Genomic DNA, 16,903 nt, shown 5'->3' with positions numbered 1-16,903 from the left:
GCCGGCCGCGGCGGTCCGCACGGCGAGAGCCTCGCACGAGGGGCCGAGGGAGAGAGGCAGCAGAACGCATGAGCGACATCGCCGAGCTTGAACGACGCATCAACACCGCGCTGAGCCGCATCGCCGACGGGGTGGACCGCCTCAGGGACGGCACCGGGGCTGTCGCAGGAAGCGCGGTCGAGGAGGGCGCCGATCCGGCGACGCTGGCCGATCTTGCGGCGCGTCTCGGGGCGGCCGAGACGGCCTCGGCCGATCTGGAAGCGCGCCTTGCCGCCGCCGAAGCCGCTCTTGCCGAACAGGATGCCGCCCGTACCGCGGCTGAAACCCGCGCCGCGGAACTGGCGGCCGAACTTGAGGCCGCGCGGATAGCGGCTGAAACGGCGCAGAACGCCGCCGATGCCGATCTTGCGGCGCGTCTGGGGGCGGCCGAGGCGGCCTCGGCCGATCTGGAAGCCCGCCTTGCCGCCGCCGAAGCCGCTCTTGCCGAACAGGATGCCGTCCGCACCGCGGCTGAAACCCGCGCTGCGGAACTGGCGGCCGAACTTGAGGCCGCGCAGAGCGCCCCCGAACCGCCGCCGCCCGCCGCCGCCTCGGCCGATTTCCTGACGCGTCTGTCGCAGGCCGAGGCACGGGCGGCCGGGCTTGAGGCCGAGCTGGCCGCGGAACGCGCCGGCAAGGCCGATGCGGGCGCGCCCGTTACGGATCTTGCTGCGGATAGTGATGCGGCGCAGCAGGGCCGGGCGCTCGAATCGCGCACGCGCCAGCTCAGCGCCGTGACGCGCGATCTGGAACGCTATGGCCGCGAACTGGCCCGCGCCGTGCGCGCCAATGCCGATCTGATGCAGGCCAATCGCGTCCTGACCAATGCGCTGTCGAAGGGGCTGGCCGATCCGGCGGCGGTGGACGGGGCGCTGCGCGCCGAGCTTGAAGCGCTGCGGGCGGCGCGTGCGGCCGAGCGGACCGAGATCGAGGCGGTGCTGGCCGGTCTCGATGCGCTGTTGAGCGCGCCGGCCTCCGACAGCGCGGAGGCCCTGCCCGAGGGCGCTGTGACAACGCCCGAAGCGGCGCTGGCCGTCGAGGCCGCCGCGGATGAGATGGTGTCTGACGAGATCGCGCCCGATGGCTTGGACGCCGATGCGGCGGTGCCGGATGAGGGGGGGCCGGACGCGGGGCCGGGCCCGGATCTGACCGCCGCCGAGACGGACTTGCCCGCGCCCGAAGGCGCGGCGCCCGAGTGCATTGCGCCCGAGATGTCCGACGAACCCGAGATGCCCGAGCCCGAGATGCCCGACCCCGAGTTTGCGGCGCCGGATGCGGATGTGCCGGCGGACCTCGACACGCCCGAGACCCCGGCCGCTGATCCCGATCCGTTTGCGGCGCCTGCCGACCCGGCCCCGGATCTGCCGCCCCCCGTTGAAACGCCCGATCCGGTCGATCCCGCGCCCGTGGTGCCGCCGTTCGAAGACCCTGCGCCGGCAGACCCCGCGCCCGAGACGGTGCCCCCCGAAGAGCCGCACCCCGAGGAAACGCCGCCCGCGGAGCCGCCGCCCGAGGCACCCGACATCCCCGAGATGCCGGAGCCCGCGCCGGAGTTCCCCGAGGCCCCCATGCCGCATGACCCCGTGCCTGCCGAGCCTGAGCCTGCCGAGCCGGGGCCGATGGAGCTGCCGCCCGCCTTTGATGAAAACGCGCTGGCGGAGGGCGACGCGCTGGCGCCACTTTCCGAGCCCGAGCCCGAGCCCGAGCCCGAGCCCGAGCCCGCCGATGCGCTGGCGCCGCTGGACCTGCCGCCGGCCGATTGGGCGCCGCTCGAGGATGCGGATCTGCCCGATACGCTGCGGCCGCTGGATGCCGAAGACGACCCGCTGACATCCGAGAACTGGTTTGCCGACGATCCGCCGGCGCGCCCGGCCGGCCGTCCGCCCCGCACAGACGAAGAGGAGCCCGGCCATGCCTGAGGTGCGCATCATCATCGGCGGGCGCGAATTCGACGTGATCTGCCAGGACGGCGAGGAAGCCTACCTTCAAGGGGCGGCGGCCATGCTCGACGCCGAGGCACAGGTGCTGCTGGGCCAGATCGGGCGCATGCCCGAGGCCCGGCTCCTGCTGATGGCGGGGTTGATGCTGGCCGACAAGACGCAGGCGCTCGAGGAGCGGCTGCGCGCCGCCGAGGAACGGGCCGAACGGGCCGAGGCCGCGGTGGCGGCGGCGCGGGCCAATCCCGCGCGGGTCGAGGTGCCGGTGATCCCCGCGATCGTGGCCGACACGCTGGCCGAGATTGCCGCACGGGCCGAGGCGCTGGCCGAGGAGATCGACAGCGCGCCGCGCCCCGAAACGGCCCCCCAACCGGCCCTCCAGCCGACGGACCCGGCCTTGAGCTGAACCCGCCGAGCTGAACCCAGCGTGATCTGAGCGGGCGGCACAGGCGATCTCAGGGGCCCGGACGCGCAGGGGCTCCTTTGTGGCGCGCCCCTGTGGGGGCGTGGCGGGAGGCGAAAAAAGGCGGGCGCCTTTCGGGGCCCGGCCGAGATCTGGAAAGAGGCGGGCCCCTTTTGGGCCCGCCGCAAGCTGGACGGAGACGGGCCCCTTTCGGGCCCGCCGGGATCTGGAAAGAGACCGGCCCCCTTTCGGGCCGGGTGAGATCTTGAAAGAGACGGGCCCCTTTCGGGCCCGTGGGGGCGCGCTGTTATTCGGCGGCCTTCATCTGGAAGCCGCGGTCAAGCTGATCGGACGGGGCGACCGGGTATTCCCCCGAGAAGCAGGCATCGCAGAATTGCGGGCAGACGGCATCGCGGCCGCGGGCCTCGCCGGCGGCACGATAGAGCCCGTCGAGGCTGACAAACCGCAGGCTGTCCACGCCGATCCAGTCGCGCATCTCGTCTTCGGTCATGCGCGCGGCCAGGAGCTTGTCGCGGTCGGGGGTGTCGACGCCATAGAAGCACGGCCAGGCCGTGGGCGGCGAGGCGATGCGGAAATGCACCTCGGCGGCGCCGGCATCAAGGATCATGTCCTTGATCTTCTTCGAGGTGGTGCCGCGCACCACGCTGTCGTCGACCAGGATCACCCGCTTGCCGCGGATCAGCGCGCGGTTGACGTTGAGCTTGAGGCGCACGCCCATGTTGCGGATCTGGTCGGTGGGCTCGATGAAGGTCCGCCCGACATATTGGTTGCGCACGATGCCGAAGGCGAAGGGAATGCCCGAGGCATGCGAATAGCCCACCGCCGCGGGCGTGCCGCTGTCGGGCACCGGGCAGACCAGATCGGCCTCGACCGGGCTTTCCGCGGCCAGTTCGCGCCCGATCTGATAGCGCGTCTCATAGACCGAGCGGCCGCCGATGATGCTGTCGGGGCGCGAGAAATAGACATGTTCGAAGACGCAGAAGCGGCCCTTGGAATTGCCGAAGGGACGGGTGCTCTCGACCTTGCCGTCCGAAATCACGACCATCTCGCCCGGCTCGATCTCGCGGACGAATTCCGCGCCGATGATGTCGAGCCCGCAGGTCTCGGAGGACAGCACATAGCCCTTGTCGCCGATCCGCCCCAGCACCAGCGGCCGCACCCCCAGCGCATCGCGCACGCCGATCAGCTTGGTGCGCGTCATCGCCACCACGGAAAAGGCGCCCTCGACCCGGCGCAGCGCGTCCTTGATGCGTTCGGACAGGTTCTTCTGGATCGAGCGCGCCATCAGATGGATGATGCATTCGCTGTCCGAGCTGGATTGGAAGATCGAGCCGTGCTCGATCAGCTCGCGGCGCAGGGCGGCGGCATTGGTCAGGTTGCCGTTATGCGCGATGGCACAGCCGCCCATCGAGAATTCGCCGAAGAAGGGCTGCACGTCGCGCAGCGCGGTATGGCCCTTGGAGCCGGCGGTCGAATAGCGCACATGCCCGATGGCCAGCGACCCGGGCAGGGTCTCCATCAGGCTGGCCTTGGTGAAATTGTCGCGCACATAGCCGAAGCGGCGGACCGAGTTGAATCCGTCGGCGGCGTCATAGGCGACGATGCCGCCGGCCTCCTGGCCGCGGTGCTGAAGCGCATGCAGGCCCAGTGCCACGAAATTCGCGGCCTCGGCCACGCCGGTCACGCCGAAGACGCCGCATTCCTCGTGGAGCGTGTCGCCATCGGTGAGCGGATCGAAGGGGAGGCCGGGCAGGGGCATGACGAAACTCCGCGAAGCTCGGATGGGAAAGGGGGGATATGGCGCCCCCATTAAACCCAAAAAGGGGGGCTGTCACGCCCCCCTGCCGGTCTTTGTCACGCCAATGTCACGCCGTTCCTGTCGCAGGGGCGGCATGGGCCCCCGCGGCGGCGGTCCTCAGTTGCCCGGCGCGGGGCAATTGCCGACCAGCTGTTCATAGCGTTCCACGATCCAGCCGGGCGCATCGTCGGGGATGCTGTCATCCATGTTGCCCGACAGATGCGAGAAGACCTTGGCCGCGCGCGACTGATCGACCACCGGAAAGGCATCGGCGGTGACAAGCCGGTCATAGACCACGAAGGCCACTGCCACGATCACGATCCCGCGCAACACGCCGAAGAAGAAGCCCATCCCCTGGTCGATGCCGCCCAGCGCCGAGCCCTGCACCACCGACGAAAACAGCGGCGTCAGGATCGAGAACACCGCCAGCGCCAGCGCGAAGACCCCGGTGAAGCCCGCAATCGTGGCCAGCTCGCAGCTGTCGCCCAGGAAGCGGTCCAGGATCGGGATCTGCGCGATCATGGGCCGCGCGGCATCGGCAAAGACATAGGCCAGGACCGCCGCCGCGATCCAGCCTGCGATCGACAGCGCCTCGCGCACGAAACCCCGGCTGTAGGCCAGGATGGCCGACAGCAGGATGATGGCCGCCACGATGGCGTCGATGATGGTGAAGCCGTCCATGATCCTCTTCCCGTAACCGACCCTTGCTAGCGGGGCCCGAACACCTGCGCGACGAAGCTGGGCAGATCCGGCGGGCTTTCCAGTGCGATCGCGCCCCCCGCTGCGGTCCGTGCCTCCGCCGCCTTGCCGTCCGGACCGCCGCGCCGCGGCGGCGCCGGGCCGAACGCCCGTGAAAAACCAAGTTTTCCGGCTTCTTTCAACCGGTTTTCGGCCTGTCCCACCGCCCGAAGCGCGCCAGATAGGGAAATCTCTCCGAAAATGACCGCATCGGGGGGCAGGGCGCTGTCCTCGCGGGCGGAAACCAGCGCCGCGGCGATGGCCAGATCGGCGGCCGGTTCCATCACCTTGAGCCCGCCCGCGACATTGAGAAAGACATCAAGCCCGGCAAAGGCGATGCCCGCGCGCGCCTCGAGAACGGCCAGGATCGTCGAGACGCGTCCGGCATCGAGCCCGACCACCGTGCGCCGCGGGCTGCCCAGCGACGAGGGCGCAACCAGCGCCTGGATTTCCGTCAGGACGGGGCGGGTGCCCTCGATCCCGGCAAAGACCGCCGATCCCGGCACGCGCTGGCCGCGCTGCGACAGAAACAGCGCCGAGGGGTTCGAGACCTCGGCCAGCCCCGCGCCGGTCATCTCGAAGACGCCGATCTCGTCGGCGGGGCCGAAGCGGTTCTTGACCGCGCGCAGGATGCGGAACTGATGGCCGCGCTCGCCCTCGAAATAGAGCACGGTGTCGACCATGTGCTCGACCACGCGCGGGCCGGCGATCTGGCCTTCCTTGGTGACATGGCCGACCAGGACCACCGCCGCGCCGCGTTCCTTGGCAAAGCGCACCAGCTCGTGGGCGACGGCGCGCACCTGGCTGACCGAGCCGGGCGCGGCCTCGATCATGTCCGACCACAGCGTCTGGATCGAATCGATCACCACCAGCTGCGGGCGCTCGGCCTCGAGCGTGCCCAGAACGTTGCGCAGCGCCGTTTCCGCGCCCAGCCGCACCGGCGCTTGCGACAGGCCCAGCCGGCGCGCGCGCATGCGGACCTGGCGGCTGGCCTCTTCGCCCGAGATATAGATCGCGTCGAGCCCGCGGCTGGCAAAGGCCGCGGCCGCCTGCAACAGCAGCGTGGACTTGCCGATGCCGGGATCACCGCCGACCAGGATCGCCGATCCCGCGACCAGCCCGCCGCCCAGCACTCGGTCCAGCTCGGCCAGGCCCGACAGCGTGCGCGGCTCCTCGGCATCGGTGCCGGCCAGGCCCGACAGCGCCACCTGCGCGCCCCGTGCCGCCCCCAGCGCGCGCCCGGCCGGGCCGGTCGCCAGCGGCTTTTCCTCCTGAAGGGTGTTCCACGCGCCGCAGGCCTCGCAGCGCCCCGCCCATTTGCGGTGAAGCGCGCCGCATTCGGCGCAGACGAATTGGGTCACGGGTTTTGCCATGCCCCTTCCTGCCCCAAGCCCCCGTTGCCCGCAAGCCGTCCTTCGGGCGTGATGGGCGGCAGCGTCAGCGCCGCCGCGCCTCCTCGAGCGCCGAGATCACCAGAGACAGCAGGATGCAGCCGGTGAAGAGATAGAGCCCCCAGCCGGTCTCGATCCGGCCCAGCCCCACGCCCTTGGCCAGCACGATGTAAAGCGCGATCAGGAACACATCGGCCATCGCCAGCCGGCCCAGCAGATGCAGCGCCCCCAGAAGCCGCGGCGAGGCCAGATGGAATTGCACCAGCGCCAGCCCCAGCGTCTTCATGTAGGGCGCAAACAGCGCCAGGAAGGTGACCAGCAGCGCCAGCCCCACATCCTTTTCCCACAGGCTCTGAAGCCCCGAGACGACCGAGATCTCGTCCAGATCGAAGAAGGGCAGCAGCCCCGCGCGCAGGAGCGGCGCAAACCAGGCGACGGGAAAGGCGACCAGCAGGGCCAGGTTGAGCCAGCGCATGGCCCCTAGCGGATCGCCGCGATCGGGCCTTCGGCGCGGCCGTGGATGAATTGCGCGACATAGGGGTCGTCGGTGCTGTCCATCTGCGCCACGCTGCCTTCCCAGCGCAGCTTGCCGTCATGCAGCATGGCCACCCGGTCGGCGATGGCGCGCACCGAGGACATGTCATGCGTGATGGTGATGGCGGTCGCGCCCATCTCGGTGACCAGATCGCGGATCAGGTCGTTGATGACCCCGGCCATGATCGGGTCGAGCCCGGTCGTGGGCTCGTCGAAGAAGATCACCCGCGGCTCGGCGGCGATGGCGCGGGCCAGGCCCACGCGCTTTTGCATGCCGCCCGACAGCTCGGCCGGGAAAAGGTCGGCGACCTCGGGGCCCAGGCCCACGCGGCGCAGCTTCTCGACGGCGATCTCGCGCGCCTCTGCATGCGGGCGCCGCCCCGGCCCGCGCAACAGCCGGAAGGCCACGTTCTGCCAGACCGGCATCGAATCGAAGAGCGCCGCCCCCTGAAACAGCATCCCGAACTGCGCCAGGAACGCGTCCGAGCGCCGCCCCGTCACATCGGCGCCGTCGAAGGTGATGCGCCCGGCATCGGGACGCACGAGCCCCAGGATGCATTTCAGCAGCACCGACTTGCCCGTCCCCGAGCCGCCGATGATCACCAGGCTCTCGCCGCGCGCGACCGACAGGTCGACGCCGCGCAGCACCTTCTTGGGCCCGAAGGCCTTTTCGATCCCCGAAAGCCCGATCATGCCGAGAAGAACACCTCCGTCAGGATGTAGTTGCACGCCAGGATCGCCACCGAGGCCGCCACCACCGCCGATTTGGTGGCCCGGCCCACGCCCTGGGCACCGCGCGCCGAGGTCATGCCGTGATAGGCCCCCATCAGCGCCACGATGAAGCCGAAGGCCGCGCCCTTCACCAGGCCCGAGCCCACGTCCCAGGGTTCGAGATAGTCGAATGTGTTCTTGAGATAGGTGGCCGAGTTGAAATCGAGCCGGTTCACCCCGACAAGCCAGCCGCCCATGATGCCGATCACATCGCCGATGCCGACCAGCAGCGGCACCGTCAGCGTGGCCGCCAGAACCCGCGGCACGGTCAGGTATTTCATCGGGTTGGTGGACAGGGTGACCAGCGCGTCGATCTGTTCGGTGACCTTCATCGTGCCGATCTCGGCGGCGATGGAACTGGCCACGCGCGCGGCCACCATCAGCCCGCCCAGGACCGGCCCCAGCTCGCGCGCCATGCCGATGGCCACGATCGAGGGCACGACGGATTCCGCCGAGAACCGCGCCCCCCCGGCATAGATCTGAAGCGCCAGCGCCGCCCCCGTGAACAGCGCCGTCAGCCCCACCACCGGCAACGACAGCCACCCGATCTGCATGCAGGCATGCAGGAATTCGCGCGGGTAGAAGGGCGGCGTGACGGTATGGACCAGCGTCGCGCCGGCAAAGCGCGTCAGCCGCCCCGTCGCGGCCAGAAGACCCAAGGTCGCGGCCCCCAGTCGGGCAAGGGCGGTGGTGACGATCATGCCGGTCCGCCCCCTCTCAATCCGCGCCGCCGATATACTGGCGCCGATAGCGCGGCCCCAGCGCGGTCAGCACCTCATAGCCGATGGTGCCGATCTGGTCGGCCACCGCATCGGCCCCTTGCGCCGGACCCAAGAGGTCCAGCGTGGCGGGTTCGTGTTCAAGATGGCTGATATCGACGGTGATCAGATCCATCGACACCCGGCCCAGGATCGGACAGGGCGTGTCGCCCGCCCAGAGCCGCCCCTTGCCCGCCAACCGCCGGTGCACCCCGTCGGCATAGCCCGCCGCCACCGTGGCCACCACGCTGTCATGGGGCGCAGTCCAAGTATAGCCATAGCCCACCGACTCGCCGGCGGCGACGCCGCGCGACTGGATCACCGGCAGGCTGAGGCGCACGACCGGGCGGGCATCGGTGAAGGGCGCACAGCCATAAAGGCCGATGCCGGGGCGGGTGATGTCGAAATGATAGTCGCGCCCCAGCAGGATGCCCCCCGTCGCCGAGAGCGACCGCGCGACGCCGGTGCCGTCGGTCATGCGGTGGAACTCGGCCAGCTGGGCGGCATTGGCGGGGTGGCCGGGCTCATCGGCGCAGGCCAGATGGCTCATCAGAAGGCGCGGGCCCGCGTTCAGCACCACGCCCGCGACGGCCTCCCATTCGGGCATCTCCATGCCCAGCCGGTTCATGCCGGTGTCGAGCTGGATGCCGAAGGGCGCGCCGGGCAGGGTCTCGAAATGCCGCGTCACCTGATCGAGCGAATTCAGCATCGGCGTCAGCGCATGGGCCTCGATCAGGGGGGCGTCGCCCTCCATGTGGCCCGACAGGACGCAGATCTCGACCTCGGGGCCAAGAAGCGGGCGCAGCCGGGCGCCTTCCTCGGTCAGCGCCACGAAGAAGGTGCGCGCGCCCGCCCGGTGCAATGCCGGTGCCACCCGGTCGGCGCCCAGACCATAGGCGTCGGCCTTGACCACAGCGGCGCTCTGGGTGCCGGCGCCGGAACGCGCATCCAGCACGCGCCAGTTCTCGACGATGGCGTCAAGGTCGATGCTCAGAAGGGGGCTGCTCATGGGCGAGACTTTCCGCTGGGGGGGGGGATTCCGGGGGGATCTGCGGTCTGGTTGTGCCACCCCCCGGCCCGAGGTCAAGCCCAAAGCGCGCCCTTTCGGTGGCGATCCGCCGTTCCGGCCCGCGCGCGGCGCTCACGCAGCGCCGGACAGGGGGGGCGGACAGGGGGGGGGGCGGACTGGGGGCGGGGCGCTCAGACGGCGGGCTGCGCGTGCGCGTCGGGGCGGGCGGCGGGCGCCGCCTGCGGATCGGTCTTGCGCGGCGCAAACAGGCTCAGCCGTTCGGGGCCCTTCAGCTGCGGCCGGTCACGGCAGAATTCGAACAGGGCGCGGGCGTCGGGCGTGGTCATCAGCGCGGCGAAGCGGGCGCGGTGATGGGCGCGGGCCTCGGCGGTCAGGGCCGACAGCCGGCCGCCGGTCTCGGCGTCCATCCGCGCCATGGCCGCGCGCAGCTTGCCCGCCCGCCGCGCCAGACTGCGGTCAAGGCATTGGTTCTTGTTGCGCTTGCACCAATAATCGCGGTCGATGGCGCGGTTGGCCTGATGCGCGCTGCCCTTGGCGTTCTTCAGAACGAAGCTTTCGGCGTCCTTGACGATGTAATGGTTGACCTGCGCCAGACGGCGGCCCTGGGGATCGTCGACCTGGAAGTTGCGCACCTCGCATTCGCCTTCGCGCAGGCCCGAGCCGTTCACCCGGCGCGGCGCGGGCTGACCGGGTGCGGACAGCGGGATGTGGACGCCGGGCCGTTCGAACCGATCCCGCCGGAACAGCGACTTGAACGGCATGCAATGGTGTTTGATCGTGTCGTTATACTCGCTCATGATGAAATTCTCGGTCACCAGCCCCTCGGGGGTGCGGGCATGGCCGCTGCTGCCGAACTGGCGCCAGTTCAGCATGGCGTAATCGAAGTCGGGTGCGGCGGCGACGAAATCGCGGACATTGCCGGCGCCTACATGCACCACCAGGAATTCGTCGAGATCGAGCGCCATGACGTAATCGGCGGCCTGGTATTCGGGCTGCCTGGTGGCGCGGGTATAGGCGCGGATCTGGTGCTTGCCGCGCGGGGCGCGATTGTAGCGATAGCGGACCAGACCCGCCGCCTGCATCTCGGTCAGGATCTCATGCGTGCCGTCGCTCGAATCGTTCTGGAAAAGGATGATGTCGTCAAAGCCGATCATCCGATGCCAGGCGACCCATTCGAACAGATAGGGGCCTTCGTCCTTTGCCGTCGCAACCAGAGTAAACTTCACCTGTCCGTCTCGCCTGCGCTGTTGGTGGGCGCCTGTGGGCACATCTTGGCCGGAAATGCCGCGGATGGCCTGCGCGCCGGCGCCGCCCCCGGCGCATAAAAGCGTCTGGCCCCGGTCTGCGCCAGCGTTTTGTTCACTTTTGGTTGATGCAGGGGCGGCGCGGCGCCTAGAATTCGTCGCCGCGCGGCTGGTGGTGTTTTTCCAGGTTCGAGAAGCGCGTGAATTGCCCCTCGAAGGCCAGTTCGACCGAGCCGATGGGGCCGTGACGCTGCTTGCCGATGATGACCTCGGCCTTGCCGTGCACGCGCTCCATCACCTCCTGCCATTTGGCGATGGCCTCGAGATCATGTTCGCCCGGCTTCTCGCGTTCCTTGTAATATTCCTCGCGGAACACGAACATCACCACGTCGGCGTCCTGCTCGATCGAGCCCGATTCGCGCAGGTCCGACAGTTGCGGGCGCTTGTCCTCGCGGTTCTCGACCTGCCGTGACAGCTGGCTGAGCGCGATCACGGGGATGTCCAGCTCCTTGGCAATGGCCTTGAGGCCCTGGGTGATCTCCGAGACCTCGTTGACGCGGCTGTCCTTGGCCGAGGCCGGGCGCACCAGCTGGAGATAGTCGATCATCAGGACGTCGAGACCATGCGTGCGCTTGAGCCGGCGCGCCCGCGCGGCCAGCTGGCTGATCGGCAGCGCCGGCGTGTCGTCGATATAGAGCGGGCAGGTCTCGAGGGTCTGCGCGGCCTCCAGAAAGCGGCGGAAGTCGTTTTCGGACATGTCGCCGCGGCGGATCTGCTCCGAGGGCACCTCGGCGGCCTCCGACAGCACCCGGGCCGCCAGCTGTTCGGCCGACATCTCGAGCGAGAAGAACCCCACGACCCCGCCCGAGACCGGGCCTTCGCTGCCGTCGGGCAGGCGGCCGCGGCGATAGGCCTTGGCGATGTTGAAGGCGATGTTGGTGGCCAGCGAGGTCTTGCCCATCGACGGCCGCCCGGCCAGGATCAGAAGGTCGGACCGGTGCAGCCCGCCCAGCTTGCGGTCGAGATCCGCGAGCCCCGTCGAGATCCCGGCCAGCCCGCCGTCGCGCTGATAGGCGGCGTTGGCGACGTTGACCGCATCGGTCACTGCCTTGAGAAAGGACACGAAACCGCGTTCGGCATGGCCCTGCTCGCCCAGCTTGTAGAGCGCCTGTTCGGCGGCCACGATCTGCTCGCGCGGGTCGTCGTGGACCTCGACGCGCTGGGCGCGGGCCGACAGATCCTGGCCCAGCCGGATCAGCTCGCGCCGGACGGCCAGGTCATAGATCATCTGCGCATAATCGCGCGCGGCCACGGCCGGGGCGGCCACGCCCGCCAGCCGCGCCAGATAGGCCGGCCCACCCAGCGCCTTGAGGCCCGGATCGTCCTCGAGAAAGGCCTTGAGCGTGACCGGCGAGGCCAGCGCGTTCTTCTGGATGCGCGCGACCGCGGTCTCGAAGATGCGCTGGTGGACGGGTTCGAAGAAATGCTCGGATTTCACCACGGCCGCGATGCGGTCGTAGATGTCGTTGTTGGTCAGGATCGCGCCCAGAAGCTGCTGCTCGGCCTCGATGTTGTGCGGCAGGATCTCCGGCGTGGCGGGGGCGCCGTCCGGCCCCGGTTCGGCGCCGCCGTCCGGGACGTTCGTCAACTCGTTCATCGCTGTCCTCCGAGGCTCCCGATATGCCCTTCGCAGCGCCCCGCGGTCAAGTTCGGGACAAGTCTGGGGGCAGATGGCGGGACAAGCATGTGGATAACCCCCGCGCGCGGGGCACAGGGCAGGTATGGGGGGGCATGGGGCGCCCGACGCCCCATCTTGTGTTGTCTTGAGCGCGAATCGTCGGACGCCGGGGCCGGGGCCGGGTGCGCGTGCGGCCGGTCGGGCGCCGTCCCCGCCGCGCGGCAAGGCATGGCCAGACCCGCCAGCGCAGGGGCGATAGCCGCCGTCCGACCGGCCGCACCTCCGTTCCACACGCCCGCAGCAGGGCCGCGGCCGCGCGGGCGGCACGGGTGCGAACGTCGGGCGGGGCGGCGGCGGAGCGGGGCGCGCGCGCCTCAGTCCTTGCGCCGGGCCTCCTGCCAGGGGCGGGGGGCGTTGAGGAAGCTTTCGACCTCGTCAAGGGTCGCGGCGTCGAAGGCGCCCGAGGCGCGGGCCTCGGCCAGCACGTCCCACCAGGTGCACAGGTGATGCAGCGCGATCCCCTCGGCGGCCAGGTTCGGCACGGTCTCGGGGAAGATGCCGTAATAGAAGATGACGGCGGTATGCGCGCAGCTCGCCCCGGTCTCGCGGATGGCGTTGACAAAGCTCAGCTTCGAGCCCCCGTCGGTGGTCAGATCCTCGACCAGAAGGACGCGCTCGCCCTCGGTCATCCGGCCCTCGATGCGGGCGTTGCGGCCATAGCCCTTGGGTTTCTTGCGCACATAGGTCATGGGCAGGCCCAGCCGCTCGGCCACCAGCGCGGCGAAGGGGATGCCCGCGGTCTCGCCGCCGGCGACGTTGTCAAAGGCCTCGAAGCCGGCCTCGCGCATCACCGTCACCGCCAGGAAATCCATCAGCGCCGAGCGGATCCGCGGATACGAGATCAGCTTGCGGCAGTCGATATAGGTCGGCGAGGGCAGGCCCGAGGCCAGGGTGAAGGGCTCGGCCGCGTTGAAATGCACGGCCTCGATCTCGAGCAGCGCGCGGGCGGTCAGCCGGGCGATTTCGTCCTTGGGCGGAAAGGCGGCAGGGATCATGGCAGGAAGGCTCCGGCTCAGCGCGCGACGCGCCAGTGGATGGGAAAGCCCGGATCGAAGACGACGACGGGGCCCGCGCCGGTCACGATCTCGGCGGGGAAGGTCTGCGCCTCGGGGCTGCGTTCAAGGGTCAGCGTGCCGGAATTGACCGGCACCCGGTAGAAAGCTGCGCCGTGCTGCGAGGTGAAGGCCTCAAGGCGGTCGAGCGTGCCCGCGGCCTCGAACACCTGCGCCAGGATCGGCAGCGTGTTGGTGGCGGTGAAGCAGCCCGCGCAGCCGCAGGAGCATTCCTTGGTGCCCTTGGCGTGGGGCGCGCTGTCGGTGCCCAGGAAGAAGCAGCTCTCGCCCCCGGTCGCGGCGGCCAGCAGCGCCTGGCGGTGGGTCTCGCGCTTGGCCACGGGCAGGCAGTAGTAATGCGGCTTGATCCCGCCGACCAGGATGTGGTTGCGGTTCAGGATCAGGTGATGGGTGGTGATCGTGCCGGCCAGATCCGGCCCGCCCGCGCGCACGTAGTCGACCCCCTCGCGGGTGGTGATGTGCTCCATGACCACGCGCAGGCCGGGGGTGGCGCGGCGGATCGGGTCGAGGACGGTCTCGATGAAGACGGCCTCGCGGTCGAAGATGTCCACCTCGGGGGTGGTCACCTCGCCGTGCACGCACAGCGGCAGGCCGATCTCGGCCATCGTCTCGAGGACGGCGCGCACGCGGTCGAAATCGCGCACGCCCGAGGCCGAATTGGTGGTGGCCCCCGCCGGGTAAAGCTTGACCGCCGCCACGAGGCCGTCGGCCGCGGCGCGCGCCACATCCGCGGGATCGGTGTCCTCGGTCAGATAGAGCGTCATCAGCGGGGTGAAATCGGCGCCCCGCACCGCGTCCAGAACGCGGTCGCGGTAGGCGGCGGCCTCGGCCCCGGTCACGACGGGGGGCACGAGATTGGGCATGATCAGGGCGCGGGCGAAGTCGCGCGCGCTTTCCGGGGCGATGCCGGCCAGCATCGCGCCATCGCGCAGATGCAGGTGCCAGTCGTCGGGGCGGGCAAGGGTGATGCGGTTCATGCCCCGCCCCCTAGACCATTCGCGCGCGCGTTTCCAGCCCGCCGATGCGCGCAAGGGCTGCGGCCACGGATCGGGGTTGCCGGCGGGGGGAGGGGACTAGCATGAAAAGGGGCGCGCACGAAAAGGCCCCGCGCCTCCGATCCGGCCGGAGGCGCGGGGCCCTCTGGATGCCGAAGGCCGCCCGATGGGCCCCGCCAGGGGGCACCCCGATCCGCGGCCGCGGTCCCCGAAGACCCGCGGCCCCGTTGCAGGCGGCGCGGCGGCGATCAGAACTGGCGGTTCAGGCCCAGGCGCAGGGTGTGGAAGTCCGGCGTCGCCTTGGTCGACTGGGCGCCGTCGCTCAGCGTGGTCGAGCCGAAGTTCTCGTACATGTATTCGCCCTTGAGCGACCAGCCGTTGGACATGGCGTGCTCGTAGCCCGCGCCCAGCGCATAGCCCCATTCGGTCGAGTCGCTGTTGATGGCGACCGCCGGCGCGGCGCCGGTGACGGTGTAGTCAAGCTTGGCCACGGCCACGCCCGCGGTGGCATAGACCAGACCGCTGGACAGCACCGGCAGGCCCGCGCGCAGGCGGATGCTGGCGGCCTTGTCGATCTTGGAGGTGGCGCTGACGCCGCCGCCGGTCACGCTGTCCTCGACGCTGCCCAGCTGGATGTCGCCCTCGACGCCCCAGACGATGCCTTCCTCGCCCCAGTTGTAGCCCAGCGAGACCACCGCCTGGCTGCCGTTCATCTCGAGCGTGCCGGGGGTGACCGCGGCCGGGTCCACCCGCACGTCGTCATCGCCGTTGAAGGCCGCGCCCAGCGCGATCCCGGCATAGATACCGCTCCATTCGACTTCGGATTCCTGGGCGGCCAGCGGTTGGGCAGCCACCAGCGACAGGCCGGCCGCAGCCATGACAAGGACGAGACCCGAAGCGGGTTTGGTGAAATTTTTCATTATTCTACCTGTATTTGCGCGTTTCCGTTACCCGCTGCTCGACGGGCTCTTCCGTTCTGTCACAGAGGTGAACGGCTACGTCTGCGACATGGGGTCGCGTTCGGGGGCGTCGGGGCGCGCGATCTGACGATCTGGCCCGAGGTGTGACCCGAAGGTCGCCCCTTGGGTTTTCAAAATGCCCTATATTTGTGCGACATGCGTATTGCGCAGGCGCGCCCTGTCGGGCGGGTCCGGTCCCGCCGCGCCCCCTGGTGCTGGCGCATGGTGTCTGCCGGGCGCCAGTGCCAAGCTCGACCCCATGACGGATCTGACCGCGCCGCTGCCGCTGGACCCGCCCGTCGGCGGGGCCGCGCCCCTTGAACGGGTGCGCGGGGCGGCGCGTGTGACGCTCGGGGCAGGCGGGCGGCTGGGCGGTCTGCACCAATCGGGCTCGGCCAAGGTGTTCCTGCCCGATCTGCGCCAACCCGGCCCCCGCGGCCCCGAGGTCGTCTATCTCAATACCGCGGGCGGGCTGACGGCCGGCGACCGGCTGTCCTATGGGCTGACGCTGGCGCCCGGCGTTGCGGCGGTGGGCACCACCCAGACGGCCGAGCGCGCCTATCGTGCCCGCGAGGGCGCGGCCACGATGGCGGTGACGCTGGAGCTGGGCGCGGGCGCACGCCTCGACTGGCTGCCGCAGGAGACGATCCTCTTCGAGCAGAGCGCGCTGGATCGCACCACCTGCATCGAGATGGCGCCCGACGCCGAGGCGCTGATGGCCGAGACCGTCGTTCTGGGCCGCGCCGCGATGGGTGAGGTGCTGACCCGCGTGGCCTTTTCCGACCGGCGCGTGGTGCGCGTGGCGGGCCGGCCCTTCTGGACCGAGCCCTTCGGCTTCGAGGGCGCCGATCTGGGCGCGGCGCCGGCGCTTCTGGGCGGCGCGCGGGCGGTCTCGACGCTGGCGCTGCTGGCGCCGGGCGGGGGGGCGCGCGCCGAGGATCTGGCCCGGGCCCTTCAGGCGCGCCTGCCCGCGATCCTCGATCGGGTGCGGGCCTCGGGCCGGGCGGCGCCGGTGATGGCGGTCACGGGGTTCCGTGGCCGGCTGATCGCGCGGATGGCCGCGACCGATGTGCTGGGGCTGCGCCGCGCGCTGGCCCATGCCCTGGAATTTCTGCGGCCGGGTGCGCCCCTGCCGCGTGTCTGGCAGATATAGAGGAACGACATGAACCTGACCCCGCGGGAAAAGGACAAGCTTCTGGTCGCGCTGGCCGCGATGGTGGCGCGGGCGCGGCTGGCGCGCGGCGTCAAGCTGAACCATCCCGAAGCCATTGCGCTGATCACCGATTTCGTCGTCGAGGGCGCGCGCGACGGCCGCCCCGTGGCCGAGCTGATGGAGGCCGGCGCCGAGGTCGTGCGCGCCGATCAATGCATGCCCGGCATCGCCGAGATGATCCCCGAGGTGCAGGTCGAGGCCACCTTCCCCGACGGCACCAAGCTGGTCACCGTCCACCACCCGATCCGCTAGGCGGGGGGC

The 16,903-nt window shown here is 70.3% G+C and carries 16 protein-coding genes; 4 read left to right on the top strand and 12 right to left on the bottom strand.

Features of this window, described 5'->3' with window-relative positions; all coding sequences use genetic code 11:
• Positions 1-68 precede the first annotated feature (68 nt).
• Together BW949_RS10525 and BW949_RS10520 are read left to right on the top strand one after the other, a co-directional pair.
• The gene (locus BW949_RS10525; protein WP_076365851.1) at positions 69-1,958 is read left to right on the top strand and encodes a hypothetical protein; all 1,890 of its coding nucleotides are present in this window, start codon (positions 69-71) and stop codon (positions 1,956-1,958) included.
• Entirely contained in the window at positions 1,951-2,382 is a 432-nt protein-coding gene (locus tag BW949_RS10520) for a cell division protein ZapA (protein WP_076365849.1), read from the top strand. Before BW949_RS10525 ends, BW949_RS10520 begins: the two co-directional genes overlap by 8 nt.
• Positions 2,383-2,686: 304 nt before the next feature.
• On the opposite strand, the gene purF is transcribed toward BW949_RS10520, so the two are convergent.
• The 12 genes from purF to BW949_RS10460 form a co-directional block, all read right to left on the bottom strand.
• Positions 2,687-4,159, bottom strand: coding sequence for an amidophosphoribosyltransferase (gene purF, locus BW949_RS10515; RefSeq protein WP_076365847.1), 1,473 nt, complete (start codon positions 4,157-4,159; stop codon positions 2,687-2,689).
• A gap of 156 nt (positions 4,160-4,315) precedes the next feature.
• Positions 4,316-4,879, bottom strand: a complete 564-nt coding sequence (locus tag BW949_RS10510; protein ID WP_076365845.1) for a CvpA family protein — start codon at positions 4,877-4,879, stop codon at positions 4,316-4,318.
• Between the two features lie 26 nt (positions 4,880-4,905).
• Positions 4,906-6,309, bottom strand: a complete 1,404-nt coding sequence (radA, locus tag BW949_RS10505; protein WP_076365843.1) for a DNA repair protein RadA — start codon at positions 6,307-6,309, stop codon at positions 4,906-4,908.
• Positions 6,310-6,373: 64 nt separating this feature from the next.
• Positions 6,374-6,802 (bottom strand): paraquat-inducible protein A, encoded by a 429-nt coding sequence (locus BW949_RS10500; RefSeq protein WP_076365841.1) that lies wholly within the window; start codon positions 6,800-6,802, stop codon positions 6,374-6,376.
• Between the two features lie 5 nt (positions 6,803-6,807).
• Positions 6,808-7,554: an ABC transporter ATP-binding protein gene (locus tag BW949_RS10495; protein WP_076365839.1), complete on the bottom strand. Its 747-nt coding sequence runs from the start codon at positions 7,552-7,554 to the stop codon at positions 6,808-6,810.
• Positions 7,551-8,333: an MlaE family ABC transporter permease gene (locus BW949_RS10490; protein ID WP_076365837.1), complete on the bottom strand. Its 783-nt coding sequence runs from the start codon at positions 8,331-8,333 to the stop codon at positions 7,551-7,553. Before BW949_RS10490 ends, BW949_RS10495 begins: the two co-directional genes overlap by 4 nt.
• A 16-nt stretch (positions 8,334-8,349) precedes the next feature.
• Positions 8,350-9,399 carry an alanine racemase gene (gene alr / locus BW949_RS10485; protein WP_076365835.1) on the bottom strand — a complete coding sequence of 350 codons (1,050 nt, stop codon included), beginning with the start codon at positions 9,397-9,399 and terminating at the stop codon, positions 8,350-8,352.
• Positions 9,400-9,590: 191 nt separating this feature from the next.
• Positions 9,591-10,646 (bottom strand): glycosyltransferase family 2 protein, encoded by a 1,056-nt coding sequence (locus tag BW949_RS10480; protein WP_076365833.1) that lies wholly within the window; start codon positions 10,644-10,646, stop codon positions 9,591-9,593.
• A gap of 166 nt (positions 10,647-10,812) precedes the next feature.
• The gene (locus tag BW949_RS10475; RefSeq protein WP_076365831.1) at positions 10,813-12,321 is read right to left on the bottom strand and encodes a replicative DNA helicase; all 1,509 of its coding nucleotides are present in this window, start codon (positions 12,319-12,321) and stop codon (positions 10,813-10,815) included.
• Between the two features lie 395 nt (positions 12,322-12,716).
• On the bottom strand, positions 12,717-13,397 hold the full coding sequence (locus BW949_RS10470; protein WP_076365829.1) for an orotate phosphoribosyltransferase: 681 nt from the start codon (positions 13,395-13,397) through the stop codon (positions 12,717-12,719).
• 17 nt (positions 13,398-13,414) lie between these two features.
• Entirely contained in the window at positions 13,415-14,452 is a 1,038-nt protein-coding gene (gene pyrC / locus BW949_RS10465; protein WP_076365827.1) for a dihydroorotase, read from the bottom strand.
• A 266-nt stretch (positions 14,453-14,718) separates the two neighbouring features.
• The gene (locus BW949_RS10460; protein WP_076365825.1) at positions 14,719-15,390 is read right to left on the bottom strand and encodes an outer membrane protein; all 672 of its coding nucleotides are present in this window, start codon (positions 15,388-15,390) and stop codon (positions 14,719-14,721) included.
• A gap of 298 nt (positions 15,391-15,688) precedes the next feature.
• Here BW949_RS10460 and BW949_RS10455 point away from each other — a divergent pair, with 298 nt between their 5' ends.
• Positions 15,689-16,582 (top strand): urease accessory protein UreD, encoded by an 894-nt coding sequence (locus tag BW949_RS10455; protein ID WP_076365823.1) that lies wholly within the window; start codon positions 15,689-15,691, stop codon positions 16,580-16,582.
• Positions 16,583-16,591: 9 nt separating this feature from the next.
• A complete protein-coding gene (locus BW949_RS10450) occupies positions 16,592-16,894 on the top strand; it encodes an urease subunit gamma (RefSeq protein ID WP_076365821.1) in 303 nt (100 codons plus the stop codon).
• Positions 16,895-16,903 lie beyond the last annotated feature (9 nt).

Origin of the sequence: Phaeovulum vinaykumarii, from assembly GCF_900156695.1 — a bacterium.
Classification (GTDB): Bacteria; Pseudomonadota; Alphaproteobacteria; order Rhodobacterales; family Rhodobacteraceae; genus Bieblia_A; species Bieblia_A vinaykumarii.
This window is presented reverse-complemented; position numbering and strand designations above follow the sequence as displayed.